This window comes from Lonsdalea britannica (assembly GCF_946477055.1).
Taxonomy (GTDB): Bacteria; Pseudomonadota; Gammaproteobacteria; order Enterobacterales; family Enterobacteriaceae; genus Lonsdalea; species Lonsdalea britannica_A.
On the sequence record NZ_CAMKXG010000002.1, the window covers coordinates 21393 to 46908 of the forward strand.

The window sequence follows — 25516 nt, forward strand, 5'->3', positions numbered from 1 at the left end:
CAATGAAAATGTTATTGGCGGTGATTTTTGATTTTCTTATTGATTTTAAAAGTGAAAATCATAAATAAAACACGATGGCAGTGATTTGTCAGGCCGTCTTGCATGGGGTTTCGCGCATGCTATTATCAATTTCTGGCGACGGCACCCTGCCACCAGTTCATGTACTAACAATGAGAAAGGCCAACATGACGGATAAACTGACTTCCCTACGCCAATACACTACGGTGGTGGCTGATACCGGTGATATCGCGGCAATGAAACTGTACAAGCCGCAGGATGCCACGACTAACCCTTCTTTAATTCTGAATGCGGCCCAGATCCCGGAATATCGCAAACTGATTGATGACGCCGTGGACTGGGCGCGTCAGCAGAGCAACGATCCCGCTCAGCAGGTGACCGACGCCTCCGACAAACTGGCCGTGAATATCGGGCTGGAAATTTTGAAGCTGGTTCCCGGCCGTGTTTCCACCGAAGTGGATGCTCGCCTGTCCTATGACACCGAAGCCAGCGTGGCGAAAGCGAAGCGCCTGATCAAACTTTACAACGATGCCGGGATCGACAATGGTCGTATCCTGATCAAACTGGCCTCTACCTGGCAGGGCATCCGAGCGGCGGCGCAGCTGGAAAAAGAAGGCATCAACTGTAACCTGACTCTGCTGTTTTCCTTTGCTCAGGCTCGCGCCTGTGCGGAAGCGGGCGTGTATCTGATCTCTCCGTTCGTGGGCCGTATCCTTGACTGGCACAAAGCCAACGGCGAACAGCAGACGTTTGAACCGCAGGAAGATCCGGGCGTTATCTCGGTGAGCGAAATTTACGATTACTACAAGTCTCACGGTTACGAGACGGTGGTCATGGGCGCAAGCTTCCGTAACAGCGGTGAAATTCTGGCGCTGGCGGGCTGCGACCGTCTGACTATTGCGCCTGCTCTGCTGAAAGAGCTGGCGGAAGCGGAAGGCAGCGTTGAACGTAAACTGTCTTACCGCGGCGATATTCAGGCACGTCCTGCTCCGCTCACGGAATCCGAGTTCTATTGGGAACACAACCAGGATCCGATGGCCGTCGATAAACTGGCGGAAGGGATCCGTAAGTTTGCCGTCGATCAGGGCAAACTGGAAAAAATGATTGCCGATCTGCTGTAAGGGCGGCAAAGACAGGAAGCATCGCAATACGGCCAGCCATCGCTGGCCGTTTATTTTTCAACGCGGTTACGGTTTATTTTGGCGGCGTACAGCTTGATGTCAGCACGATTGAGCACTTGTTCCAGCGTTTCTTCGCCAGCCGCGTATTCCACCAAACCAATACTGACGGAAAGATGGTGTTTGGAGAGTTTGTCGTAGGTCATTTCGTGGATCGCCAGGCGGATGCGTTCCGAGACTCTGTAGGCGTTATCCAACGTCGTATTCGGTAATATCACGGCGAATTCGTCGCCTCCCAAACGTCCTAAGATGTCGCCTCTGCGAAAATAATGTCGGGTCACATCAGCGACATCTTTCAGCGTTTCATCCCCCGCAGCATGCCCCAGCGTATCATTAATTTTCTTGAAGTGATCGAGGTCGATCAGCAGGACGCACAGCGGTTGATGTTGCTGGGTGGCGTTGCGCATGACTTTGTTGGCGGCATGGTAAAAGGCGTCTCTGCGCAGGCAGCCGGTCAGGTCGTCGTAACGTGCAATGGCTGGCAGATCTATCAGGTATTTTTTGATCAGCAGTGCCAGCAGGGTGCCAAGAAACGCGCCAAACAGGCTGATGCTCAGCAGCGCCACCAACGAGCTGAGAGAGGAAAATACGGAGCCGAAAACTGGCGGTCCGCTCAACGTGGCGAAGCGGATACGGATACCTACCAGGTCATCCGTCGACGACAGGAGAGGAAGTACGGACGTTAACTGATCTTGCCTATTCAGCTCCCCCACAGTAGGCAGCTTGCTCTGGCAGACGCGCGTGATCGACTTTTCGCTCATCGCGATATCGAATGACGAAAGTCGGTGAATACACTCTTTGACGACATCGTTGCTTCGGAACGAAAGAATAATCACTCTTGAAAAGAGCGACTCACCATTTTTATAGCTATGGTCGCTTTCTACGAGTGCATTACCATTATTGAATGATTCATAGATCTGAATGATATTATCAAAATAGCGTTTTTCTTCCTGCCAATTATTTCGCTGTGTGTTCAGCAGAATGCTGGCAGTAATGACAAATGAGACTATACCAAACAGGACGAACGCGACCGGCGTATGCGATAAGGTTTTTAATACATTGCGTTGAATTTTATTCATTCAGACATCTTATTCTAATTAAATCATTCACCTAAAATATTTATGCAGGATAACCATAAGTAATACTGATGAAAAACAGGGTGACCAAAACCACGTACCAGTGTGGCATAGCAAGCGCTCTATTTTGGCGATTTTATTCTCGAGTGTCAGCAGTTGACGATAATATATTATCGCATTCCTAAATTCGTTTTTATCCTGGGCGTTAATTCGCCAGCGTTTTCATTGTCGATAAAAAATTAAATGGCGATGAATGCGTGGCGGGATATTTTCTCGATTAGCCTCCAAATTTATTTCCGGAGGTGCTGTTTACGTCGGCCTGATAAAATGGGCTTTTCCGAGACAATTAAGATAGGCACGAGGTCATTATGAACAGTCTGCGCATTGGGTTAGTGTCGATTTCCGACAGGGCGTCCAGCGGCATTTATCAGGATAAAGGGCTCCCTGCGTTGGAGACCTGGCTCTCACAAGCGCTGACGACGCCGTTCGAGATACAGTCGCGTCTGGTGCCGGATGAACAAGCGTTGATCGAACAAACGCTGTGCGAGCTGGTGGATGAATTTGGCTGCCATCTGGTGCTGACCACCGGTGGAACCGGTCCGGCCCGACGTGATGTCACCCCCGATGCGACGCTGGCGGTCGCCGATCGTGAGATGCCGGGATTCGGCGAACAGATGCGTCAGATCAGCCTGCGATTCGTGCCGACGGCGATCTTGTCCCGTCAGGTGGGCGTGATTCGTAAACAGGCGTTGATTCTGAACCTGCCGGGTCAGCCCAAGTCGATTCAAGAGACGCTAACCGGCCTGAAGGATGACGCGGGGCAGGTCATCGTTCCCGGCATTTTCGCCAGTGTCCCCTACTGCATTCAGCTGCTGGAAGGCCCGTACGTTGAGACCGATCCCGACGTGGTTGCCGCTTTCCGTCCTAAAAGCGCGCTGCGCGATTTTCAGAACTAAAGTCGGCGCTTATGCGCCATAAGATTTAGATTTGTCTGGCTGACTGAAATTTGTCGGTATAGTCATGTTTTCGCAAGGAGACTACAGCGCCCCGACTCAACGGCGCATAGCGCGGTTATTATGGATAACGAATCTCATCAGCAGTTGAATCGACAAGACTACAAAACCCTCTCTCTGGCGGCGCTGGGCGGCGCGCTGGAATTTTACGATTTCATCGTGTTCGTCTTCTTCGCACCGGTGATCAGCCAACTTTTTTTCCCATCCGACAGTCCAGAGTGGCTGCGTCAGCTGCAAACGTTCGGCATTTTTGCCGCAGGCTATCTGGCCCGGCCGTTGGGCGGCATCGTCATGGCTCATTTCGGCGATCTGGTGGGACGTAAAAAGATGTTCAGCCTGAGCATCTTGCTGATGGCGTTGCCGACGCTGGGTATGGGGCTGTTGCCTACGTACGCGACTATCGGGATGGCCGCCCCGTTGTTACTATTGCTGCTGCGTTTGTTGCAGGGCGCGGCCATTGGCGGGGAAGTGCCCGGAGCTTGGGTCTTCGTCGCCGAACATGTGCCGGCAAAGCGTCTCGGCATTGCCTGCGGCATCCTCACTTCGGGTCTGACTCTGGGCATTCTGGTGGGGTCAATGCTGGCTTCGCTGTTGAACATGCTGTTATCTCAGGATCAGATTCTCTCCGGCGGTTGGCGTATTCCCTTTTTCATCGGCGGCCTGTTCGGTTTTATCGCGATGTACCTGCGGCGCTGGCTGAAAGAAACCCCCGTGTTCGTAGAGATGCAGGCGCGTAAAGCGCTGGCGAAAGAACTGCCGCTCAAATCAGTCATCCAAGAGCACAAAAAGTCGGTCGCTTTATCGATGCTGCTGACCTGGCTGCTCTCGGCGGGAGTGGTCGTCGTCGTGCTGATGTCGCCCACCTATCTGCAGAAGGTTTACGGCATCGCCCCTGCGCTGACCTTGCAGGCGAACAGTCTGGCGACCGTCATGCTGATGTTGGGCTGTATCGTTGCCGGTGCTATTGCGGACCGACTGGGGTTGGGCAAAACGTTCATCGGCGGCAGTTTGCTGCTGGCCGCCAGCAGCGGATTCTTTTATACCCACGCGGCGGACAGCACGACCACCCTGTTCGCGAGCTATGCGCTGGCCGGTTTCAGCGTCGGTGTGACGGGATTGGTGCCGTGTGTGATGGTGCGCGCTTTCCCGCCTGTCGTGCGATTTTCCGGTATCTCATTATCCTACAATATCGCCTATGCGATCTTTGGCGGACTCACGCCGGTTTTGGTGACCTTCTTGATGACATTGACGCCGTTGGCGCCCGCGTTTTACGTCTTGTTCTTGTCGATAGGCGGCGTCCTGATGGGCGGCTATCTCATGCGTTATCTGCGCGAAAAAGAGCAGGGTGACGCCTCCTCTGACAGTGAGGCCGCCTCTTCTTCCTTCTCCGGCCGTGGGTAAAAAGCCCCTTCGGCTTAACCCGCACCGTCGACGCTCACTGGTCCTATCTCTGACGGGGTATCCATCCCCGTCGGCGACAACATCGCGGGCGAAACGGGCTCACACGCGGTACCAAAACACGGCTTAGCGCCTTTCGTCTGTACACAGAAAAAGCAAAATAGCAAAAGAATGGTTTTTTTTACCTGGTAGCCCTTGATGCTGGCATTGTCGTCCCCATCTATGAGTCATCGAGAACAGTTTGACCGAACACGGCATGGTATAGCGGGGAGTTGAAAATTCATCCGCTGCCCACATAGTAGGTTGAACTACCACAACCGAATATGACTTTTTAGTGGAGATGTTTAGATGGGTAAGATCATTGGTATCGACTTGGGAACAACCAACTCTTGTGTTGCGATTATGGATGGTACGAAGGTTAAGGTACTGGAAAACAGCGAGGGCGATCGCACCACGCCTTCCATCATTGCTTATACGCAAGACGGTGAAACTCTGGTTGGCCAACCGGCTAAACGTCAGGCGGTGACCAACCCGAAAAACACGCTGTTCGCCATCAAGCGTCTGATTGGTCGTCGTTTCCAGGACGAAGAAGTCCAGCGTGATGCCAACATCATGCCGTACAAAATTATCGGTGCCGACAACGGCGATGCGTGGCTGGAAGTGAAAGATCAGAAACTGGCTCCGCCGCAGATTTCCGCCGAAGTTCTGAAGAAAATGAAGAAAACGGCTGAAGATTACCTGGGCGAAGCCGTCACTGAAGCGGTAATCACCGTACCGGCTTACTTCAACGATGCTCAGCGTCAGGCAACCAAAGATGCTGGTCGTATCGCCGGTCTGGAAGTCAAACGTATCATCAACGAACCGACGGCTGCCGCTCTGGCCTACGGTCTGGATAAAGAAGTCGGCAACCGTACTATCGCGGTTTACGACCTGGGTGGTGGTACGTTCGATATCTCCATCATCGAAATCGATGAAGTGGAAGGCGAAAAAACCTTCGAAGTACTGGCGACCAACGGTGATACCCACCTGGGTGGTGAAGACTTCGACAGCCGTCTGATTAACTACCTGGTTGACGAGTTCAAGAAAGAGCAGAACTTCGACCTGCGTAACGATCCGCTGGCAATGCAGCGTCTGAAAGAAGCGGCAGAAAAAGCGAAAATCGAACTGTCTTCCGCACAGCAGACCGATGTTAACCTGCCGTACATCACGGCTGACGCTTCTGGCCCGAAACACCTGAACATTAAAGTGACTCGCGCCAAACTGGAATCTCTGGTAGAAGAACTGGTCACCCGTTCTCTGGAGCCGCTGAAAGTGGCGCTGCAGGATGCCAAACTGTCTGTATCCGACATCAATGATGTCATCCTGGTCGGCGGTCAGACTCGTATGCCGATGGTTCAGAAGAAAGTCGCTGACTTCTTCGGCAAAGAGCCGCGTAAAGACGTTAACCCGGATGAAGCCGTGGCTATCGGTGCTGCCGTACAGGGCGGCGTTCTGTCTGGTGATGTGAAAGACGTACTGCTGCTGGACGTGACCCCGTTGTCTCTGGGCATCGAAACCATGGGCGGCGTGATGACGGCGCTGATTGCCAAGAACACCACGATCCCGACCAAGCATAGCCAGGTGTTCTCCACCGCGGAAGACAATCAGTCCGCCGTGACGATCCACGTGCTGCAGGGTGAGCGTAAACGCGCTCAGGACAACAAATCCCTGGGTCAGTTTAACCTGGACGGCATTCAGCCGGCACAGCGTGGTATGCCGCAGATCGAAGTCACCTTCGACATCGATGCCGACGGTATCCTGCACGTGTCTGCGAAAGATAAAAACAGCGGTCGCGAACAGAACATCACCATCAAGGCGTCTTCCGGTCTGAACGAAGACGAAATCCAGAAGATGGTGCGTGAAGCTGAAGCGAATGCCGAATCTGACCGTAAGTTCGAAGAGCTGGTTCAGACTCGCAACCAGGGCGACCACCTGCTGCACAGCACGCGTAAGCAGTTGGAAGAACTGGGCGACAAACTGGCCGCTGACGACAAAACGGCGATCGAAGACGCGCTGAAAGCGCTGGAAGCGTCTCTGAAGTCTGAAGATAAAGCGGACATCGAAGCGAAAATCCAGGCGCTGGCTGAAGCATCAACCAAACTGCTGGAAGCTTCTCAGCAGCAGCAGGCTCAGCCGGAAGCGGGCGCCGCTGGCGGCGAAAGCGCTGACCGTAAAGACGACGATGTCGTTGATGCGGAATTCGAAGAAGTCAAAGACAAAAAATAATCGCCCTTGAGCGGGCGCGGCAGCGATAAGTTATCGTTGCCGGCAAGGCAATCAGCACGGGCGTCGGGGAAACTCTGCGCCCGTGCACGCATGTTGAGGGCAGATAACAAGCATGGCTAAGCAAGACTACTACGAAACGTTAGGCGTTGCGAAAAGCGCGGATGAACGTGAAATCAAGAAGGCGTACAAGCGCCTGGCGATGAAATTTCACCCGGACCGTAACCCCGGTGACAGCAGTGCTGAAGCCAAATTTAAAGAAGTCAAAGAAGCCTACGAAGTGCTGAGCGATTCGCAGAAACGTGCTGCATACGACCAGTACGGTCATGCTGCGTTTGAACAAGGCGGCATGGGTGGTGGTGGTGGCGGCGGCGGTTTCGGCGGCGGCGCAGACTTCAGCGATATCTTTGGCGACGTTTTCGGCGACATTTTTGGTGGTGGACGCCGTCAACGCGCGAGCCGTGGCTCAGACCTGCGTTACAACATGGATCTGACTCTGGAAGAGGCCGTGCGTGGCGTCACCAAAGAGATCCGTATTCCGACGCTGGAAGAGTGTGATGTTTGTCATGGCAACGGCTCCCGTCCGGGCAGCTCGCCTGCGACCTGTCCAACCTGTCATGGTAACGGTCAGGTGCAGATGCGCCAGGGCTTCTTCACCGTACAGCAGGCGTGTCCGCACTGTCATGGTCGCGGCAAGATCATCAAAGATCCGTGCGTGAAATGTCACGGCCACGGTCGTATGGAAAAAAGCAAAACGCTGTCGGTTAAAATTCCGGCTGGCGTGGATACGGGCGACCGCATTCGTCTTTCCGGCGAAGGTGAAGCCGGTGAGATGGGCGCTCCAGCAGGCGATCTGTACGTACAGGTTCAGGTGAAACAGCACCCGATCTTCCAGCGTGAAGAGAACAACCTGTACTGCGAAGTGCCGATCAACTTTGCGATGGCGGCGTTGGGCGGCGAAATCGAAGTGCCGACGCTGGATGGCCGCGTGAAGCTGAAAGTCCCGGCGGAAACGCAGACCGGCAAGCTGTTCAGAATGCGCGGCAGGGGCGTGAAGTCCGTTCGCGGCGGCGTGCAGGGCGACCTGCTGTGTCGCGTCGTGGTAGAAACGCCGGTCAGCCTGAACGAGCGTCAGAAAGAGCTGCTGCAGGAGCTGGAGCAGAGCTTTGGCGGACCTTCCGGCGAGCGTAACAGCCCGCGTTCGAAAAGCTTCTTCGATGGCGTGAAGAAGTTCTTCGACGATTTGACCCGTTAAGATCGTTCTAAGCGTCAATCCTCATCAACGGTCCGCTTTGCGGGCCGTTTTTTTATGGCGCGAGGATGACTCATTTTTCCCCTGCCTTGCGGACAGTCTTGCGTAAGCCGGTTTTCCCGGCCAATACGGAGCGCTGTTACAAAAACGTCATATCGCGACGATATGCTTAGGCCCCTTATTGATTGCTCAAACAGGTGCTTAGCATGCAACGATTTTTCCACTATTTCTGTGCGTTTCTGTGTTTAGCGGCGGTGTCCGGCACGGCGTATTCCGCGAGTGCGCCCCAGGTGATTGCGCATCGGGGTGGGACCGGCGACGCGCCGGAAAATACGGTGATAGCGGTTGATACCGCGCTGAAGAATGGCGCGGATGCAGTTTGGGTCACGTTGCAAGAGGCGAAAGATGGTGTGATTGTGCTGTATCGGCCGACGGATCTTAAGGCGTTGACCGATCAACAGGGGCCGATTTCTGCGTACACCAGTGCTGAATTGGCGAACGTAGATGCGGGATGGGCTTTCGGTGATACCACGCATCATCCCTTCCGCCGCAAAGGTATCGGTATTCCGCGATTGGATGCGGTCTTGCGGGCGTTTCCTCAGGTGCCGTTCTATCTGGATATCAAATCGCCTGATGCCGATCCGGTCCGCTTCGGTCAGGCGTTGCTGAAAACGCTGCAGGATACCGGAAGCCTGGCGCGCACGCGTGTTTACTCCACGGATGCGCGCTATCTCGACGCGTTGCCGCCGCAGATTGCTCGCTTTGAAACTCGCGACCGTACCAGAACCTTGTTGGCGAATGTCTCCATGACGCATCAATGCGATCCGCTTCCGGTCACGCAGACGCCGCATTGGTATGGCTTGGAATTACGCCGTGAGGTCGAGGTCGTTGAGCGTTTCACGCTGGGAGAAGGGCGTTCTAAAACCATACTGACCTGGGATAAAGAGGCGATGGACTGTTTTCGCTCTGCCGGAACGGCGCAGGTGATTCTGTTTGGCGTTAATACGCCAGCCGACTACCAGCGTGCGCAGGCGTTGGGGGCGGATGGCGTGCTGGTGGACTCTCCGCGCAGCGCACGGTCTTTTCGTCAGGGAAGCGCGCCAAAATAGCATAGTGGCAACCTGGGATGAATAGCCGTTGGCGCAGGGCGACAACGTCGCTGTAGACACCCGGTGGCTCATCATTTTGCTGTAATTTCTTACTGCCGAAGGTTATCCGGTTTTTGTTGAATATTGCGGCATTTTCAACGAGTGTATTGGCTGATGATCCGACTTCCTGACTTCACAGGAAGACGGTGTGCTGATTTCGCTTTGCAGAGAGAGTGTCCTGATGATGAGGTTATTGCGCCGGTTCGCCCGGCTGGATGCGGCGGCCGGGATGACGCTGATTACGGCAACGCTGCTGGCGTTGCTCATGGCGAATCTTCCGCTGACGGCGAGCGGATATGACAAGGTACTGACGACGCCGCTCCACCTGACGTGGGGAGAAATACGCATTCATGCCTCGCTGTTGCATGTGATTAACGATGGCCTGATGACGCTGTTTTTCCTGATGGTGGGGCTTGAGGTCAAACGCGAGCTGATGGTGGGCGCACTGGCCAGCCGGCGTCAGGCGCTGTTACCCGTTGCGGCAGCGCTGGGAGGAATGGTGGTCCCTGCGCTGATCTATCTGGCGATCAACGCCGCAGATGCGCACACTCGGGTGGGGTGGGCAATCCCCACGGCGACGGACATCGCCTTCGCCGTGGGGATTCTGGTGCTGCTGGGTAAACGGGTGCCGCTGGGACTCAAAGTTTTCCTGTTGGCGCTCGCGATCATTGACGATCTCGGGGCGATTCTGGTGATCGCGCTGTTTTATACGCAGCAACTGCATGGATGGGCTCTGCTGGGTGCGACGCTATCGGCGTTGGTTCTGGCGTATTTGAATTGGCGACAGGTCATGAACACACCCGCTTATTTATTGGTGGGCGCCGCTGTGTGGCTCTGTGTTCTGCTGTCGGGCGTGCATGCCACGCTGGCGGGCGTGGTGGTGGGATTCCTCATCCCGCTGCGCGCGCCAGCGGGACAATCGTCGCCTGCGAAAGCGCTGGAACACCGGTTGAGCGGTTGGGTCGCTTTTCTGATTATTCCTCTGTTTGCCTTCGCCAATGCGGGTATCGCGCTACAGGGTGTAGACGCAGCGCAGATGCTCTCGCCGCTCACGGTGGGCATCGCCGCGGGTCTGCTGATAGGAAAGCCGCTGGGTATTATGTTGTTCAGCGGGGGGGTGATCGCGTTGGGGCTGGCGGCATTACCGGCGGGCGTGAACTTTCGTCAGCTTAGTGCGGTATCGGTGCTGTGCGGTATCGGCTTCACGATGTCTATTTTCATCACGTTGCTCTCTTTCGGCGGTGAAGCAGATGCGGCGACGGTGCTGTATGCCAAGCTCGCGATCCTGGTGACCTCGTTGGCGGCTGGGGTGTTGGGTTTTGTCGCCTTACGTATTGCACTGCCTACAGTGTCTTGTCAAACGACGTTGCCCAGAGAAGAGTGAATTGTCGCAGGCATCCGATGATGGGCGCTACGATCGCGTGGGCATGTAGAAGCCTCTACGCGACCAAGGCTATGCTCAGTCAGGTAAGATCATCGTTTGCTGTTTCAGGATCTGCAGACATAAAAAAACCGGCCTAGGCCGGTTTTTTCTAGCAATGCTCGCAAAAAGCGATTATTGCAAAGCGTTGATCTGAGCGATCAGGTTTGACTTATGACGTGCAGCCTTGTTCTTGTGAATCAGGCCTTTGCTAGCCTGACGATCCACGATCGGTTGCATTTCATTAAACGCTTTCAGTGCTGCTTCTTTATCGCCAGTGGCGATCGCCGCGTATACTTTCTTGATGAAAGTGCGCATCATGGAGCGACGGCTTGCGTTATGCTTGCGACGCTTTTCAGACTGTACGGCGCGTTTCTTAGCTGATTTGATATTAGCCAAGGTCCAACTCCCAAATATATTCTATCGAGGACAATTCAAAGGCCGAGGAATATGCCCGGTTAGCCTTCTTTTGTCAATGGATTTGTGCAAATAAGCGCCGTTTGTACGTCAGCGCTTGTTACGTTGTGATGGCGCAGGATTTTAACAGCTTCACGTCGGGGAATACAGCCTTTCACACCATAAATCGGTATTAAAACGCGCAACCCGTGTTAACCGACTGATCTTGGCAATCCCATGCCTTACTGAGGGCGAGATACTACCTCATAGGAGGCAATTCTGCTCATTTTAAGCTGCCTTCCCGTGCTGAAATCAGCAGGGCTGGCGACAAAAGGCACGCATCCCGGGTTAACCTTACTCGCTGTACAAGGTATAATCCGCCGATTTCCACTGTTTTGAGCCAGTTATGCAGCTAATACGCGGTATACACAATCTTCAGGCACACCATCATGGCTGTGTGCTTACTATTGGTAACTTTGACGGTGTCCACCGCGGGCATCATGTGCTGCTCGAACGCCTGAAACAGGAAGGGCAGAAGCGTGGACTGCCGGTGATGGTGATGATTTTTGAACCCCAACCGCAAGAACTGTTCGGCGGTGAAAACGCGCCTGCCCGACTGACCCGGTTGCGCGACAAGGTCAAATACCTGTCGCAGGCGGGGGTGGATTACCTCTTGTGCGTGAAGTTCGACGCGGCTTTCGCCGCCCACAACGCCCATACCTTTATTTCCGATCTGCTGGTCAACAAGCTGGGCGTGAAATTCCTGGTGGTGGGGGATGACTTCCGCTTCGGCGCTGGTCGCAAAGGGGATTTCCTGTTATTACAGAAAGCGGGCGTTGAGCTGGACTTTGAGGTCATTAGCACCGATTCGTTCTGCAACGGTGGAAAACGAGTGAGTAGTACCGCGGTGCGGGAAGCGCTCAGCCAGGACGATTTGGCGCAGGCCGAAGCGCTACTGGGGCACCCGTTCAGTATCTCGGGACGCGTGGTACACGGTAATGCACTGGGCCGCACGATCGGTTTCCCTACGGCGAACGTGCCGTTAAAACGCAAGGTCTCGCCGGTCAGTGGTGTGTACGCCGTCAGCGTTTACGGATTGGGCGATGAGCCTATTCCCGGCGTGGCTAACATCGGAACGCGTCCGACGGTCACCGGCGACAAACGTCAGCAGCTGGAAGTGCATTTGCTTGACGTCACGCTGGATCTGTATGGCCGCCATATAGAAGTGGTCATGCGCAAAAAACTACGTAATGAACAGCGATTTGCTTCGCTTGATGCGCTGAAGCAGCAGATTGCTAATGATGAGGTGGCGGCCCGTGAATTCTTTGGGCTAAAGGCACCGGTTTAATTTTTCTAGCCGAAAACGAAATCGAGAATCTAATGAGTGACTATAAAACTACCCTGAATTTGCCGGAAACAGGGTTCCCGATGCGTGGCGATCTCGCCAAGCGCGAACCCGATATGCTGAAACGTTGGTACGATCAGGATCTGTACGGGATTATTCGTAGCGCCAAGCAGGGTAAAAAAACCTTTATCCTGCACGATGGCCCCCCGTACGCCAACGGCAACATTCACATTGGTCACTCGGTTAACAAGATTCTTAAAGACATTATTATCAAGTCCAAGGGGCTTTCCGGCTATGACTCGCCCTATGTTCCGGGCTGGGACTGTCATGGTCTGCCTATCGAGCTGAAAGTAGAACAGTTGGTCGGCAAGCCGGGCGAAAAAGTCAGCGCGGCAGAATTCCGTCAGGAGTGCCGTAAGTACGCGGCAGAGCAGGTTGCCGGACAGAAAAAAGACTTCATTCGACTGGGCGTACTGGGCGAGTGGGATCATCCTTACCTGACGATGGACTTCGACACCGAAGCCAACATCATCCGCGCGCTGGGCAAAATCATCGCTAACGGTCATCTGCACAAAGGCGCGAAGCCGGTGCACTGGTGCGCCGACTGTGGTTCCGCACTGGCGGAAGCGGAAGTGGAATACTACGACAAAACGTCGCCTTCTATTGATGTTGCTTTCAGCGCGGTAGATCCTTCCGCCGTGGCGGCGAAGTTTGGCGTTTCAGCCGATGCGGTAGTCGGTTCCATCTCTCTGGTGATTTGGACGACGACCCCGTGGACCCTGCCGGCTAACCGCGCTATCTCCCTGAATGCGGAATTCATTTACCAGCTGGTGCAGGTTGATGGTCAGGCGCTGATTCTGGCGGCGGATCTGGTTGAAAGCGTGATGCAGCGTCTGGGCGTTTCCGAATGGAAGGCGCTGGGTGAGTGCGAAGGTAACGCGCTGGAACTGATGCGCTTCAATCACCCGTTCATGGGCTTCGATGTCCCGGCGATTCTGGGCGACCACGTCACGCTGGATGCCGGTACGGGCGCGGTCCATACCGCGGGCGGACATGGTCCGGACGATTACGTCATCAGTCAGAAATATCAGCTGGAAATCGCCAACCCGGTAGGTCCGAACGGTTGCTATCTGCCGGGTACATTCCCGGGACTGGACGGTCTGTTCGTCTTCAAGGCTAACGACACTGTTGTTGAAATGCTGCGCGAACGCGGCGTGCTGCTGCACGTTGAAAAACTGCTGCACAGCTATCCTTGCTGCTGGCGTCACAAAACGCCGATTATCTTCCGCGCGACGCCGCAGTGGTTTATCAGCATGGATCAGAAAGGGCTGCGTAAGCAGTCACTGTCAGAAATCAAAGACGTGCAGTGGATCCCGGACTGGGGTCAGGCGCGTATCGAAACCATGGTCGCCAACCGTCCAGACTGGTGTATTTCCCGTCAGCGTACCTGGGGCGTGCCGATGTCGCTGTTCGTGCATAAAGACACCGAAGAGCTGCATCCGCGCACTGTGGAACTGATGGAAGCCGTCGCGAAACGCGTTGAGCAGGATGGCATTCAGGCATGGTGGGATCTGGATTCGGCAGAACTGCTGGGCGAAGACGCCGCCAACTACGTCAAAGTGCCTGATACGCTGGATGTGTGGTTCGATTCCGGCTCTACCCATGCATCTGTCGTCGACGTGCGCCCGGAATTCGGCGGCCACGAGGCTGATATGTATCTGGAAGGCTCCGACCAGCATCGCGGCTGGTTCATGTCTTCTCTGATGATCTCTACCGCTATCAAAGGTAAAGCGCCGTACCGTCAGGTACTGACTCACGGTTTCACCGTGGACGGACAGGGCCGCAAAATGTCCAAGTCCATCGGCAACACGGTCAGCCCGCAGGACGTCATGGATAAACTGGGCGCCGACATTTTGCGCCTGTGGATCGGTTCCACCGACTACTCCGGCGAGATCGCGGTGTCCGATGAAATCCTGAAACGTTCCGCCGATGCTTACCGCCGTATCCGTAACACCGCCCGCTTCCTGCTGGCGAACCTGAACGGTTTCGATCCGGCTCAGCACAGCGTGGCACCTCAGGATATGGTCGTGCTGGATCGCTGGGCGGTCGGTTGCGCGAAAGCGGCGCAGGAAGAGATTCTGGATGCGTACGAAAACTACGATTTCCACCGCGTGGTCCAGCGTCTGATGCAGTTCTGCTCGATCGAAATGGGATCGTTCTACCTCGATATCATCAAAGATCGCCAGTACACCGCGAAGAGCGACAGCGTCGCGCGCCGCAGCTGTCAGACGGCCCTGTTCCACATCGCCGAAGCGCTGGTGCGCTGGATGGCGCCGATCCTCTCCTTTACTGCGGATGAAATCTGGGCTTACCTGCCGGGCGAGCGCGCGCAGTACGTCTTTACCGAAGAGTGGTATGACGGCCTGTTCGGTCTTGACGGCAATGAAAGCATGAATGAGGCTTTCTGGGCCGATATGCTGCAAATCCGCAGCGAAGTGAACAAGGTCATCGAGCAGGCGCGCAACGACAAGCACATCCGTGGTTCTCTGGAAGCGGCTGTCACGCTGTATGCGGATAGCGCGCTGACCGAGAAGCTGAATCAGCTGCAGCCTGAGCTGCATTTCGCGCTGCTGACCTCGAAAGCGACCATCGCCTCTTACGACGATGCGCCTGCGGAAGCTCAGCAGACGGAATTATCAGGGCTGAAAATTGTCCTTGATAAGGCTGACGGCGAGAAATGTCCGCGCTGCTGGCATTTTGAAACGGATATCGGGACTGACTCCGAGCATCCTGAAGTGTGCGGTCGCTGTGCTACCAATGTTGGTGGTGCGGGCGAAGTGCGTAAATTCGTCTAATGAGACACTCTATGAAATCAACGGGACTGCGCTGGCTTTGGCTGGCGCTGGTAGTGCTGGTAGTCGATCTGGGCAGCAAGCAGTGGGTCATGACCCACTTTCAGTTGGGTGAGTCGCTGCCGCTGATCCCATTCTTTAATCTGACCTACGCCCACAATCCGGGCGCGGCGTTCAGTTTCCTGGCCGATAAAGACGGCTGGCAGCGTTGGTTCTTTGCGGTGATTGCGCTGGCGATTACCGCAGCTCTGCTGGTACTGATGTATCGCTCCAGCGCCAGTCAGAAGCTGAATAACATCGCTTACGCCATGATTATCGGCGGCGCGGTGGGTAACCTGACCGATCGCATAGTTCATGGTTATGTTATTGACTTTGTTGATTTCTATATCAATGACTGGCACTACCCCATCTTCAATATCGCCGATGCGGGCATCTGTATCGGAGCATTGCTGATTGTGCTCGAAGGCTTTTTCGTGTCCTCTGAGAAGAAAAAAGCCGAAGGTAAATAACCTATGTCTGAGCGTGTTGAGAACCACAGTACCGTCTTGGTGCATTTCACGTTGACGCTGGAAGACGGATCTGTGGCGGAAAGCACTCAGCGCAGCGGAAAACCGGCGCGGTTTCGGCTGGGGGACGGCAGTTTGTCCCTCGAGCTGGAGCAGCAGCTGTTAGGGCTTCAGGTGGGCGATAAGCGTCGCTTCAGCCTGCCGCCCGAGTCCGCTTTTGGCGACGCCAATCCCGATTTGATTCAGTTCTTCCTGCGACGCGACTTCGCCGAAACCGGCGTGCCCGACGTGGGAACCATCATGCTGTTCAGCGGCGTTGGCGGTCAGGATATGCCGGGCATTATTCAGGAAGTGGCGGAAGAGTCCGTCACCGTCGATTTCAATCATCCGCTGGCCGGACACACCATCACGTTCGATATCGACGTGCAGGCTATCGATCCCCCGTTACAGGAGGAGAAGCATGAAAATCTTGCTGGCTAACCCCCGCGGGTTCTGTGCGGGCGTTGACCGCGCCATCAGCATCGTGGAACGCGCGCTGGAGATTTACGGCGCGCCGATTTACGTGCGTCATGAGGTGGTGCATAACCGCTTTGTCGTTAACGGCCTGCGGGAACGCGGCGCTATTTTTATCGAGCAAATTGATGAAGTGCCGGATGGCGCTATCCTTATTTTCTCGGCGCACGGCGTTTCACAGGCGGTACGGGCAGAGGCCAAAAGCCGCGATTTGAGCGTGTTCGACGCGACCTGTCCGCTGGTCACCAAGGTGCATATGGAAGTCGCGCGCGCCAGCCGGAAAGGGATGGAAGCGATTCTGATTGGTCACGCGGGGCATCCCGAAGTCGAAGGCACGATGGGGCAGTACAACAACCCTGAGGGCGGTATGTATCTGGTCGAAAGCCCAGAGGACGTGTATGCGCTGCAGGTGAAGCACGAAGACCATTTGTGTTTCATGACGCAAACGACCCTGTCTGTTGACGATACCTATGCGGTGATTGATGCCCTGAGGGCGCGCTTCCCCTCCATCATCGGGCCGCGTAAGGACGACATCTGCTATGCGACGACCAACCGGCAGGAAGCCGTGCGTAATTTGTCCAGCGAAGCGGACGTCGTGCTGGTGGTCGGTTCGAAAAACTCCTCCAACTCAAACCGTCTGGCGGAGCTGGCTCAGCGCGTCGGCAAACGCTCTTATCTCATTGACTCGGCGGACGACATTCAGGAAGCCTGGTTCAACAATGCGGCCTGTGTCGGCGTCACGGCCGGTGCCTCCGCGCCTGACGTTCTGGTGCAGGCGGTCGTACAGCGTCTCCAGTCGCTGGGCGGCGAAGTGGCGCACGAGATGGTCGGACGCGAAGAAAATATCGTGTTCGAAGTGCCGAAAGAGCTGCGCGTTGAAGTTAAACAGGTCGACTAACGATCTGACAGAACGACAGCCCGTTCGGTGCTGTCGTTTCCTCCTTCCCGAAAATATTTCCCTGCGTTGAAACTGCATGTTTATGCGTTATAGTGATGAACCTGCACGATGCTTTGAACACCGCAAAAATGGCATATAACCACCCTCAGCGAGTGGTGGCGCGGGTGACAGAGGCGGGAGACGTGCTCATTTTCACCGGTCGGCAAATCGCTTCATTTTCTGCCGTTCGGTTTGGTTACCCTAAATGCATTTTTTATGCATGACATGAACAAGAGAGAGAAGACATGAAGGATTCATCAATCCGTATTGCGATTGCCGGTGCCGGCGGACGCATGGGGCGTCAGCTCATACAGGCCGTTGACCTCGTTGATGGCGCCGTGCTGGGCGCTGCTCTGGAGCGAGCGGGCTCTACGCTGGTCGGCAGCGATGCCGGTGAACTGGCCGGGCTGGGAAAACGGAATGTGGTTGTTTCTGACTCCCTCGATGCCGTAAAGAACGACTTTGACGTTTTGATCGATTTCACGCGTCCGGAAGGCACATTGGCGCATCTGGCATTTTGTCGCCAGCACGCTAAATCCATGATTATTGGAACGACGGGTTTCGATGAGGCGGGCAAAGCCGCGATTTCTCAGGCATCGGCTGACATCGGCATCGTATTCGCTGCCAACTTCAGCGTGGGCGTCAATGTGATGCTGAAGCTGCTGGAGAAAGCGGCGAAGGTCATGGGCGACTATACCGACATCGAAATCATCGAAGCGCATCACCGCCACAAAGTGGATGCCCCTTCGGGGACGGCGCTGGCCATGGGCGAATCCATCGCCGGCGCGCTGGGGCGCGATCTCAAAAGCTGTGCAGTCTATGCGCGTGAAGGCTATACCGGCGAGCGTGACCCCAAAAGCATTGGTTTCGCGACCGTTCGCGCGGGCGATATCGTCGGTGAACACACGGCCATGTTTGCAGACATCGGCGAGCGCGTAGAGATAACCCACAAGGCTTCAAGTCGCATGACGTTTGCAAATGGCGCAGTAAGAGCCGCCGTTTGGTTAAGTGCGCATAAATCAGGTCTTTATGATATGAAAGACGTGCTGGGTCTCGAAGATTTGTAATTTCATGATTTTATGGTTTTGCTGTAACTAAATGATTTAAATGGCACCTTTGGGTGTCATTTTTAGTATTGTGTGTGAAATTTTGGTTTTGGTTTTATTTTTGTCTGTAGTTTGTTTATTTCAGTGTTTTCTTCCTTTGTTGGCTGGTTTTTCACTTCTTCTCTCTCCGTTTTACGCAATTGATGCTATCTCAAGCGTATTTTTTGTCATCTTGGCGAGCAACCGTTTTCTTACGCCATTTTAAGTGTGTTTTTATGGCTGTCGGCTGGGATTATTGACTGAATACGTATAAACATAAGAAAAAATCCTGTTTTGGATGGACAATTGACCGGGCCGTCATTAAAATGCGCCCAATTTGCCGAAAATTTACCTTACAGGTGGTTTTTGCATTGATTTAGATCGGCTAATCTGAATTAATATGCAAATAACGTGATTGTTTATTCCTTGGAGGGTGTTTTGATTAAGTCAGCGCTATTGGTTCTGGAAGACGGAACCCAATTCCACGGTCGGGCCATTGGGGCAGAGGGATCGGCTGTGGGGGAAGTGGTCTTCAATACGTCGATGACCGGTTATCAAGAAATCCTCACTGATCCTTCCTATTCCCGCCAGATTGTTACTCTTACGTATCCTCACATTGGTAATGTCGGCGTCAACGCCAGCGACGAAGAATCCTCATCCATTCAGGCACAAGGCCTGATTATTCGCGACCTTCCCCTCATTGCCAGCAACTACCGCAGCCAGGAAAGCCTCTCCCATTACCTTCAGCGCAACAACATTGTGGCGATTGCGGATATTGATACCCGCAAGCTGACGCGTCTGCTGAGAGAGAAAGGCGCGCAAAATGGCTGCATCATTGTGGGCGATGCGGCGGATGCCGCGCTGGCGCTGGAAAAAGCGCGCTCATTCCCGGGCCTGAAAGGCATGGATTTGGCGAAAGAGGTGACGACTGCTGCCAGCTACGAGTGGCGTCAGGGGAGCTGGACGCTGCAAGGCGAGCTGCCGACGGCGAAAGACGACAGCGAGCTGCCTTACCATGTGGTGGCCTACGACTACGGTGCCAAGCGCAATATTCTGCGCATGCTGGTGGATCGCGGCTGCCGTCTGACGGTTGTTCCGGCCCAGACGTCGGCTGAAGAGGTCTTGAAGCTCAACCCGGACGGCGTGTTCCTGTCCAACGGTCCCGGCGACCCGGCGCCCTGCGGTTACGCGATTGACGCCATCAAAACGCTGCTGGATACCGACATCCCGATCTTCGGCATTTGCCTGGGTCACCAGCTGCTGGCGCTGGCCAGTGGCGCCGACACCATCAAAATGAAATTCGGCCACCACGGCGGCAACCACCCGGTGAAAGATCTGGATGCGGACTGCGTGATGATCACCGCTCAGAACCACGGCTTTGCGGTAGACGAAGCCTCACTCCCGGCGAATTTGCGCGTCACTCACACATCGCTGTTCGACGGCTCGCTGCAGGGCATTCACCGCACCGATAAACCGGCTTTCAGCTTCCAGGGACATCCGGAAGCCAGCCCCGGTCCGCACGACGCCGCGCCGCTGTTTGACCACTTTATCGAGCTGATTGAGTCTTACCGTCACACCAAATAATCAGAAGACGCTGAGTCGCGCCGCGCCGGGGAATCACCCTTGGACGGCGGCGAGTCAGCGGGTTCTCAGGAGCGAGAAATGCCAAAACGTACCGACATAAAAAGTATCCTCATTCTGGGCGCCGGCCCGATCGTCATCGGTCAGGCGTGCGAGTTCGACTACTCTGGGGCGCAGGCATGCAAGGCGCTGCGCGAAGAGGGCTACCGCGTCATTCTGGTGAACTCCAACCCGGCGACGATCATGACCGACCCGGAGATGGCCGATGCCACCTACATCGAGCCGATTCACTGGGAAGTGGTGCGCAAAATCATCGATAAAGAGCGGCCTGATGCGGTGCTGCCGACGATGGGCGGCCAGACGGCGCTGAACTGCGCACTGGAACTGGAACGCCGCGGCGTACTGGAAGAGTTCGGCGTCACGATGATCGGCGCGACCGCCGATGCTATCGATAAAGCGGAAGACCGCCGTCGTTTCGATATTGCCATGAAGAAAATCGGGCTGGATACTGCCCGCTCCGGCATTGCGCATACGATGGAAGAAGCGCTGGCCGTGGCGGCTGACGTCGGCTTCCCTTGCATTATCCGTCCGTCCTTTACGATGGGCGGCACCGGCGGCGGCATCGCCTACAACCGCGAAGAGTTCGAAGAAATCTGTACCCGCGGTCTGGATCTTTCTCCGACCAATGAGCTGCTGATTGATGAGTCGCTGATTGGCTGGAAAGAGTATGAAATGGAAGTGGTGCGCGACAAAAACGATAACTGCATCATCGTCTGCTCTATCGAAAACCTGGACGCGATGGGGATCCATACCGGCGACTCCATCACCGTGGCTCCGGCACAAACGCTGACGGACAAGGAATACCAGATCATGCGTAACGCCTCGATGGCGGTACTGCGTGAAATCGGCGTTGAAACCGGCGGTTCCAACGTGCAGTTCTCGGTGAATCCGAAAAATGGCCGTCTCATCGTCATCGAGATGAACCCGCGCGTCTCTCGTTCTTCGGCGCTGGCCTCCAAAGCCACCGGCTTCCCGATTGCGAAGATCGCCGCGAAGCTGGCGGTGGGCTACACGCTGGACGAGCTGATGAACGATATCACCGGCGGCCGTACACCGGCGTCGTTCGAACCGTCAATCGACTATGTCGTCACCAAAATCCCGCGCTTTAACTTCGAAAAATTCGCAGGCTCGAACGACCGTCTGACGACGCAGATGAAGTCGGTGGGTGAAGTGATGGCGATTGGCCGCACACAGCAGGAGTCGCTGCAAAAAGCGTTGCGCGGACTGGAAGTGGGCGCGACCGGGTTTGACCCGAAAGTGGATCTGGACGATCCAGAGGCGCTGACCACCATTCGCCGTGAGCTGAAAGACGCGGGCGGCGATCGCATCTGGTATCTGGCCGATGCTTTCCGCGCCGGGATGTCGGTAGACGGCGTTTTCAACCTGACCAATATCGACCGCTGGTTCCTGGTACAGATTGAAGAGCTGGTGCGTCTGGAAGAGCAAGTAGCGGAAGAAGGGGCGAACAGCCTGACGCCTGAGTTCCTGCGGATGCTGAAGCGTAAAGGCTTTGCCGATGCGCGGCTGGCGACGCTCGCGGGCGTCTCTGAAGGTGAAATTCGTAAGCTGCGCGACAAGTACAACCTGCACCCGGTCTACAAACGCGTGGATACCTGCGCCGCCGAATTCTCTACGGATACGGCTTACCTGTACTCGACTTATGAAGACGAGTGCGAAGCCAACCCGAACACCGACCGCGATAAAATCATGGTGCTGGGCGGCGGCCCGAACCGCATCGGTCAGGGTATCGAGTTCGACTACTGCTGCGTACATGCCTCGCTGGCGCTGCGGGAAGACGGCTATGAAACCATCATGGTCAACTGCAACCCGGAAACCGTCTCTACGGACTATGACACTTCCGATCGCCTCTACTTTGAGCCGGTGACGCTGGAAGACGTACTGGAAATCGTCCGTATCGAAAAACCGAAGGGCGTCATCGTCCAGTACGGCGGCCAGACGCCGCTGAAGCTGGCGCGTGAACTGGAAGCGGCCGGTGTACCGGTGATTGGCACCAGTCCGGACGCTATCGACCGTGCGGAAGACCGCGAACGTTTCCAGCAGGCGGTTGACCGTCTGGGCCTGAAACAGCCTGCGAACGCCACCGTCGTTGCCATCGACCAGGCGGTAGAAAAAGCGGCGGGCCTCGGTTATCCGCTGGTAGTGCGTCCTTCTTATGTCCTAGGCGGCCGTGCGATGGAAATCGTCTACGACGAAACGGATCTGCGCCGTTACTTCCAGACGGCGGTCAGCGTCTCTAACGATGCGCCCGTGTTGCTGGACCGCTTCCTGGACGACGCGGTGGAAGTGGACGTGGATGCTATCTGCGACGGCGAACAGGTGCTGATCGGCGGCATCATGGAACACATCGAACAGGCAGGCGTTCACTCCGGCGACTCCGCGTGTTCGCTGCCGGCTTACACCCTGAGCAAAGAGATTCAGGATGTGATGCGTCAGCAGGTCGAAAAACTGGCGTTCGAACTGGCGGTGCGCGGGTTGATGAACGTGCAGTTCGCGGTCAAGAACAACGAAGTGTATCTGATTGAGGTGAACCCGCGCGCGGCGCGTACCGTGCCGTTCGTCTCCAAGGCGACCGGCGTGCCGTTGGCGAAAGTGGCGGCGCGCGTGATGGCAGGCAAAACGCTGGCCGAGCAGGGCGTAACTAAAGAGGTGATTCCGCCTTATTACTCGGTCAAAGAAGTGGTGCTGCCGTTCAATAAATTCCCGGGCGTCGATCCTATTCTGGGGCCGGAAATGCGTTCGACCGGTGAAGTCATGGGCGTGGGCCGCACGTTTGCAGAGGCGTTCGCCAAAGCGATGCTGGGTAGCAGCTCCGCCATGAAGAAAAACGGCCGGGCGCTGTTGTCGGTACGTGAAGGCGACAAAGGACGCGTTGTAGATCTGGCGGCCAAGCTGCTGAAGCACGGGTTTGAGCTGGATGCGACTCACGGTACTGCCGTGGTGCTGGGAGAGGCGGGCATCAATCCGCGTCTGGTCAACAAAGTACACGAAGGGCGTCCGCACATTCAGGATCGCATCAAGAACGGCGAGTACGCTTATATCGTGAATACGACGGCTGGCCGTCAGGCGATTGAGGACTCCAAGCTGATCCGTCGCAGCGCGCTGCAGTACAAAGTGCACTACGACACCACCATGAACGGAGGATTTGCTACCGCCATGTCGCTGAATGCCGATCCGACGGAACAGGTGACCTCCGTGCAGGAAATGCACGCGAAAATCAGCCAATAACGCTCGCGATACTGGGTGTTGATAACGGGCCGATCGGTTATGCCGATTGGCCCGTTTTTTATTGATATTTCATTGCGTTGAATCTGTTTTTGGCAGCACAAATGACTCTTTTTCCTGAAAAAGACGCATTTAGCGTCTACGCTTAGAGGGTGACCCAAACGTGTGCGGATGAGCATTTTTTATCCGTCTGAACATCCTTTATCAGGAGATAAGTATGGCTTCGCATGAGAAAGAAGGTCAGTCCTCACATTCTGCATTAACCGGTAAAAATCCGGTCGACGCCTATCCCCATCCCCCGTTTCCCAGCCAGCCGCAAACCCCGCCGGGGCTAGCGAGTAAAATGCAGCCGCTGCCGGATCACGGCGAGAAAAGCTATCGCGGAACGGGCCGTCTGCAGGGCCGTAAAGCGTTGGTAACCGGCGGCGATTCCGGTATTGGCCGCGCGGTGGCCATCGCCTATGCGCGAGAAGGGGCTGATGTCGCGATCAACTATCTGCCGGAAGAAGAGTCTGACGCGAAAGAAGTCATTGAGCTGATTCGCGCCGAAGGGCGCACGGCGGTAGCGATACCGGGCGATATTCGCGACGAGTCGTTCTGCCACAAGCTGGTGGACGAAGCGGTACATAAGCTGGGCGGAGTGGATATTCTGGTCAACAACGCCGGACGCCAGCAGTACGTCGAGTCCATCGCACAGCTGACGACCGAGGCGTTCGACGCCACGTTCAAAACCAATGTCTATGCGCCGTTCTGGATCAGCAAAGCCGCGTTACAGCACATGAAACCCGGCTCAGCGATCATCAATACGACCTCGGTGCAGGCCTTCAACCCCAGCGCTATTCTGCTGGATTACGCGCAGACCAAAGCCTGTAACGTGGCGTTCACCAAGGCGCTGGCGAAGCAGGTGACAGGCAAAGGGATTCGCGTGAATGCGGTCGCGCCGGGACCTTACTGGACGGCGCTACAGTCCAGCGGCGGTCAGCCGATGGAGATGGTGCAGCAGTTTGCCGCGAGTTCGCCGATGGGGCGTCCTGGGCAGCCGGTGGAAATCGCGCCGCTGTATGTCACCTTGGCCTCGGCGGAAGCCAGTTATACGTCCGGTCAGGTCTGGTGTGCGGACGGCGGCACCGGCACGCTGTAATCTTTGTCCAATCCCGGGGCGTGGAGCGGCGATGGGCCGTTCCACGCTGTTTCATTGAGGGTGGGTATCCACGACACCGCCGCCCCGATTGTCATGCCCGATTTACGCCGTTCCTGCTTTACGCTTCCTCCGTTTCATCTCCCTGATTAGCTGCCATAATCCTTATCATCATCAAAACCATTGCGGTAAATCCGTGCATAATGTTGGCAAATCACGCTGTGGCTTAGCCTGTGTGGGTCGTAAGCCGTGAGTGGCGACGCCGTGGGGCTGTCACTGCCTTGGTGACTTGCGTCAGCGTGAATTCTCGGGACTTTTGAGGTCGGGTCGGAGCATCAACATGATCAGTTCAGGTATCGCCCAACGGGACATCACCCGGTTGTGTATTCAATGTGCGCTGATGCTGCTACAGCACGGTGCGGAAAGTACGGTCGTCGAGCAGCTATCGTCGCGTCTGGGGAAAGCGCTGGGCGCCGATAGCGTGGAAAGCTCTATTTCCGCTAACGCCGTGGTGCTGAGCACGATCGTCAACGGACACTGTTTGACGACGACGCGCAGAAATGAGGATCGCGGCATCAATATGCACGTCGTGACGGAGGTGCAGCATGTCGTGATTATGGCTGAACATCACTTGCTGGGCGTTGAGGAGGTGGCGAAACGGCTCAATAACATCAAGCCGCTGCGCTATCCGCGCTGGATTGTGGTGAGCATCGTCGCGCTCTCTTGCGGCTGTTTCAGCCGATTGAACGGCGGCGGCTGGGATGCGTTTCTGATCGCGCTGCTCTCCAGCGGGCTTGCGATGTACGTGCGCCAGCTGCTGACGGCCCGCAGCTTCAATCCGTTAATCAACTTCTGCATTACGGCCTTCGTTGCCACCTCCGCGTCCGGTTTGCTGATGCGAGTGCCGGGGCTGGAGAATTCCGCCACGGTGGCGATGGCGGCCAGCGTGCTGCTGCTGGTGCCCGGCTTTCCCTTGATTAACGCGGTGGCTGATATGTTCAAAGGACACGTCAACACCGGGCTGGCGCGCTGGGCAATCGCCAGTCTGCTGACGCTCTCCCTGTCTCTTATACACATCTCCGAGCCCACGAGACT

19 protein-coding genes are annotated in these 25516 nt (G+C 55.7%); 17 read left to right on the forward strand and 2 right to left on the reverse strand.

What is annotated here, in order from left to right; translation table 11 throughout:
- Positions 1-185: 185 nt before the first annotated feature.
- A complete protein-coding gene (tal, locus tag Q7O77_RS00410) occupies positions 186-1139 on the forward strand; it encodes a transaldolase (RefSeq protein WP_304162219.1) in 954 nt (317 codons plus the stop codon).
- A 50-nt stretch (positions 1140-1189) separates the two neighbouring features.
- On the opposite strand, the gene Q7O77_RS00415 is transcribed toward tal, so the two are convergent.
- Positions 1190-2275, reverse strand: a complete 1086-nt coding sequence (locus Q7O77_RS00415; RefSeq protein WP_304162222.1) for a GGDEF domain-containing protein — start codon at positions 2273-2275, stop codon at positions 1190-1192.
- Positions 2276-2640: 365 nt separating this feature from the next.
- Between Q7O77_RS00415 and mog the strand changes: the two genes are divergently transcribed.
- The 6 genes from mog to nhaA all read left to right on the forward strand — a co-directional run bounded on the left by mog (position 2641) and on the right by nhaA (position 10729).
- Positions 2641-3228, forward strand: coding sequence for a molybdopterin adenylyltransferase (gene mog / locus Q7O77_RS00420; RefSeq protein WP_304162225.1), 588 nt, complete (start codon positions 2641-2643; stop codon positions 3226-3228).
- A gap of 120 nt (positions 3229-3348) precedes the next feature.
- Positions 3349-4686: an MFS transporter gene (locus Q7O77_RS00425; protein WP_304162228.1), complete on the forward strand. Its 1338-nt coding sequence runs from the start codon at positions 3349-3351 to the stop codon at positions 4684-4686.
- Between the two features lie 345 nt (positions 4687-5031).
- Positions 5032-6948, forward strand: a complete 1917-nt coding sequence (dnaK, locus tag Q7O77_RS00430) for a molecular chaperone DnaK (RefSeq protein ID WP_094118081.1) — start codon at positions 5032-5034, stop codon at positions 6946-6948.
- 112 nt (positions 6949-7060) lie between these two features.
- Positions 7061-8200, forward strand: coding sequence for a molecular chaperone DnaJ (gene dnaJ, locus Q7O77_RS00435; RefSeq protein ID WP_304162232.1), 1140 nt, complete (start codon positions 7061-7063; stop codon positions 8198-8200).
- A 203-nt stretch (positions 8201-8403) separates the two neighbouring features.
- Positions 8404-9306, forward strand: coding sequence for a glycerophosphodiester phosphodiesterase family protein (locus Q7O77_RS00440; RefSeq protein ID WP_304162235.1), 903 nt, complete (start codon positions 8404-8406; stop codon positions 9304-9306).
- A gap of 220 nt (positions 9307-9526) precedes the next feature.
- The gene (nhaA, locus tag Q7O77_RS00445; protein ID WP_304162238.1) at positions 9527-10729 is read left to right on the forward strand and encodes a Na+/H+ antiporter NhaA; all 1203 of its coding nucleotides are present in this window, start codon (positions 9527-9529) and stop codon (positions 10727-10729) included.
- 171 nt (positions 10730-10900) lie between these two features.
- Here nhaA and rpsT read toward each other — a convergent pair whose 3' ends face one another.
- Complete coding sequence (gene rpsT, locus Q7O77_RS00450; protein WP_026739060.1) at positions 10901-11164, reverse strand: 30S ribosomal protein S20; 264 nt, start codon at positions 11162-11164, stop codon at positions 10901-10903.
- Positions 11165-11567: 403 nt separating this feature from the next.
- Here rpsT and ribF point away from each other — a divergent pair, with 403 nt between their 5' ends.
- From ribF to Q7O77_RS00500, 10 genes are all read left to right on the forward strand, one after another.
- The gene (ribF, locus tag Q7O77_RS00455; protein ID WP_304162251.1) at positions 11568-12509 is read left to right on the forward strand and encodes a bifunctional riboflavin kinase/FAD synthetase; all 942 of its coding nucleotides are present in this window, start codon (positions 11568-11570) and stop codon (positions 12507-12509) included.
- 32 nt (positions 12510-12541) lie between these two features.
- Positions 12542-15361, forward strand: a complete 2820-nt coding sequence (ileS, locus tag Q7O77_RS00460; RefSeq protein ID WP_304162254.1) for an isoleucine--tRNA ligase — start codon at positions 12542-12544, stop codon at positions 15359-15361.
- On the forward strand, positions 15361-15867 hold the full coding sequence (gene lspA, locus Q7O77_RS00465; RefSeq protein WP_304162256.1) for a signal peptidase II: 507 nt from the start codon (positions 15361-15363) through the stop codon (positions 15865-15867). The genes ileS and lspA overlap by 1 nt, the downstream gene beginning before the upstream one ends.
- Before the next feature lie 3 nt (positions 15868-15870).
- Positions 15871-16344, forward strand: coding sequence for an FKBP-type peptidyl-prolyl cis-trans isomerase (gene fkpB / locus Q7O77_RS00470; protein WP_304162259.1), 474 nt, complete (start codon positions 15871-15873; stop codon positions 16342-16344).
- Complete coding sequence (gene ispH / locus Q7O77_RS00475; RefSeq protein ID WP_304162262.1) at positions 16325-17275, forward strand: 4-hydroxy-3-methylbut-2-enyl diphosphate reductase; 951 nt, start codon at positions 16325-16327, stop codon at positions 17273-17275. The genes fkpB and ispH overlap by 20 nt, the downstream gene beginning before the upstream one ends.
- Positions 17276-17559: 284 nt before the next feature.
- Positions 17560-18381, forward strand: coding sequence for a 4-hydroxy-tetrahydrodipicolinate reductase (dapB, locus tag Q7O77_RS00480; RefSeq protein ID WP_304162265.1), 822 nt, complete (start codon positions 17560-17562; stop codon positions 18379-18381).
- A gap of 456 nt (positions 18382-18837) precedes the next feature.
- Entirely contained in the window at positions 18838-19983 is a 1146-nt protein-coding gene (gene carA / locus Q7O77_RS00485) for a glutamine-hydrolyzing carbamoyl-phosphate synthase small subunit (RefSeq protein WP_304162267.1), read from the forward strand.
- Positions 19984-20061: 78 nt separating this feature from the next.
- Complete coding sequence (gene carB / locus Q7O77_RS00490) at positions 20062-23286, forward strand: carbamoyl-phosphate synthase large subunit (RefSeq protein ID WP_304162270.1); 3225 nt, start codon at positions 20062-20064, stop codon at positions 23284-23286.
- A 214-nt stretch (positions 23287-23500) separates the two neighbouring features.
- The gene (locus Q7O77_RS00495) at positions 23501-24424 is read left to right on the forward strand and encodes an SDR family oxidoreductase (protein WP_304162273.1); all 924 of its coding nucleotides are present in this window, start codon (positions 23501-23503) and stop codon (positions 24422-24424) included.
- Positions 24425-24761: 337 nt separating this feature from the next.
- A partial coding sequence (locus Q7O77_RS00500) for a threonine/serine exporter ThrE family protein (protein ID WP_304162275.1) occupies positions 24762-25516 on the forward strand: 755 nt, incomplete at its 3' end.

Excerpts from the sequence above, each read along its gene's own strand:
- Q7O77_RS00415 (WP_304162222.1), bottom strand. The coding sequence starts at position 2,275 with ATGAATAAAATTCAACGCAATGTATTAAAAACCTTATCGCATACGCCG.
- ileS (WP_304162254.1), top strand. The coding sequence starts at position 12,542 with ATGAGTGACTATAAAACTACCCTGAATTTGCCGGAAACAGGGTTCCCG.
- ribF (WP_304162251.1), top strand. The coding sequence starts at position 11,568 with ATGCAGCTAATACGCGGTATACACAATCTTCAGGCACACCATCATGGC.
- carB (WP_304162270.1), top strand. The coding sequence starts at position 20,062 with ATGCCAAAACGTACCGACATAAAAAGTATCCTCATTCTGGGCGCCGGC.
- Q7O77_RS00440 (WP_304162235.1), top strand. The coding sequence starts at position 8,404 with ATGCAACGATTTTTCCACTATTTCTGTGCGTTTCTGTGTTTAGCGGCG.
- Q7O77_RS00425 (WP_304162228.1), top strand. The coding sequence starts at position 3,349 with ATGGATAACGAATCTCATCAGCAGTTGAATCGACAAGACTACAAAACC.
- dapB (WP_304162265.1), top strand. The coding sequence starts at position 17,560 with ATGAAGGATTCATCAATCCGTATTGCGATTGCCGGTGCCGGCGGACGC.
- tal (WP_304162219.1), top strand. The coding sequence starts at position 186 with ATGACGGATAAACTGACTTCCCTACGCCAATACACTACGGTGGTGGCT.
- ispH (WP_304162262.1), top strand. The coding sequence starts at position 16,325 with ATGAAAATCTTGCTGGCTAACCCCCGCGGGTTCTGTGCGGGCGTTGAC.
- Q7O77_RS00495 (WP_304162273.1), top strand. The coding sequence starts at position 23,501 with ATGGCTTCGCATGAGAAAGAAGGTCAGTCCTCACATTCTGCATTAACC.
- dnaJ (WP_304162232.1), top strand. The coding sequence starts at position 7,061 with ATGGCTAAGCAAGACTACTACGAAACGTTAGGCGTTGCGAAAAGCGCG.
- mog (WP_304162225.1), top strand. The coding sequence starts at position 2,641 with ATGAACAGTCTGCGCATTGGGTTAGTGTCGATTTCCGACAGGGCGTCC.
- lspA (WP_304162256.1), top strand. The coding sequence starts at position 15,361 with ATGAGACACTCTATGAAATCAACGGGACTGCGCTGGCTTTGGCTGGCG.
- fkpB (WP_304162259.1), top strand. The coding sequence starts at position 15,871 with ATGTCTGAGCGTGTTGAGAACCACAGTACCGTCTTGGTGCATTTCACG.
- nhaA (WP_304162238.1), top strand. The coding sequence starts at position 9,527 with ATGATGAGGTTATTGCGCCGGTTCGCCCGGCTGGATGCGGCGGCCGGG.
- dnaK (WP_094118081.1), top strand. The coding sequence starts at position 5,032 with ATGGGTAAGATCATTGGTATCGACTTGGGAACAACCAACTCTTGTGTT.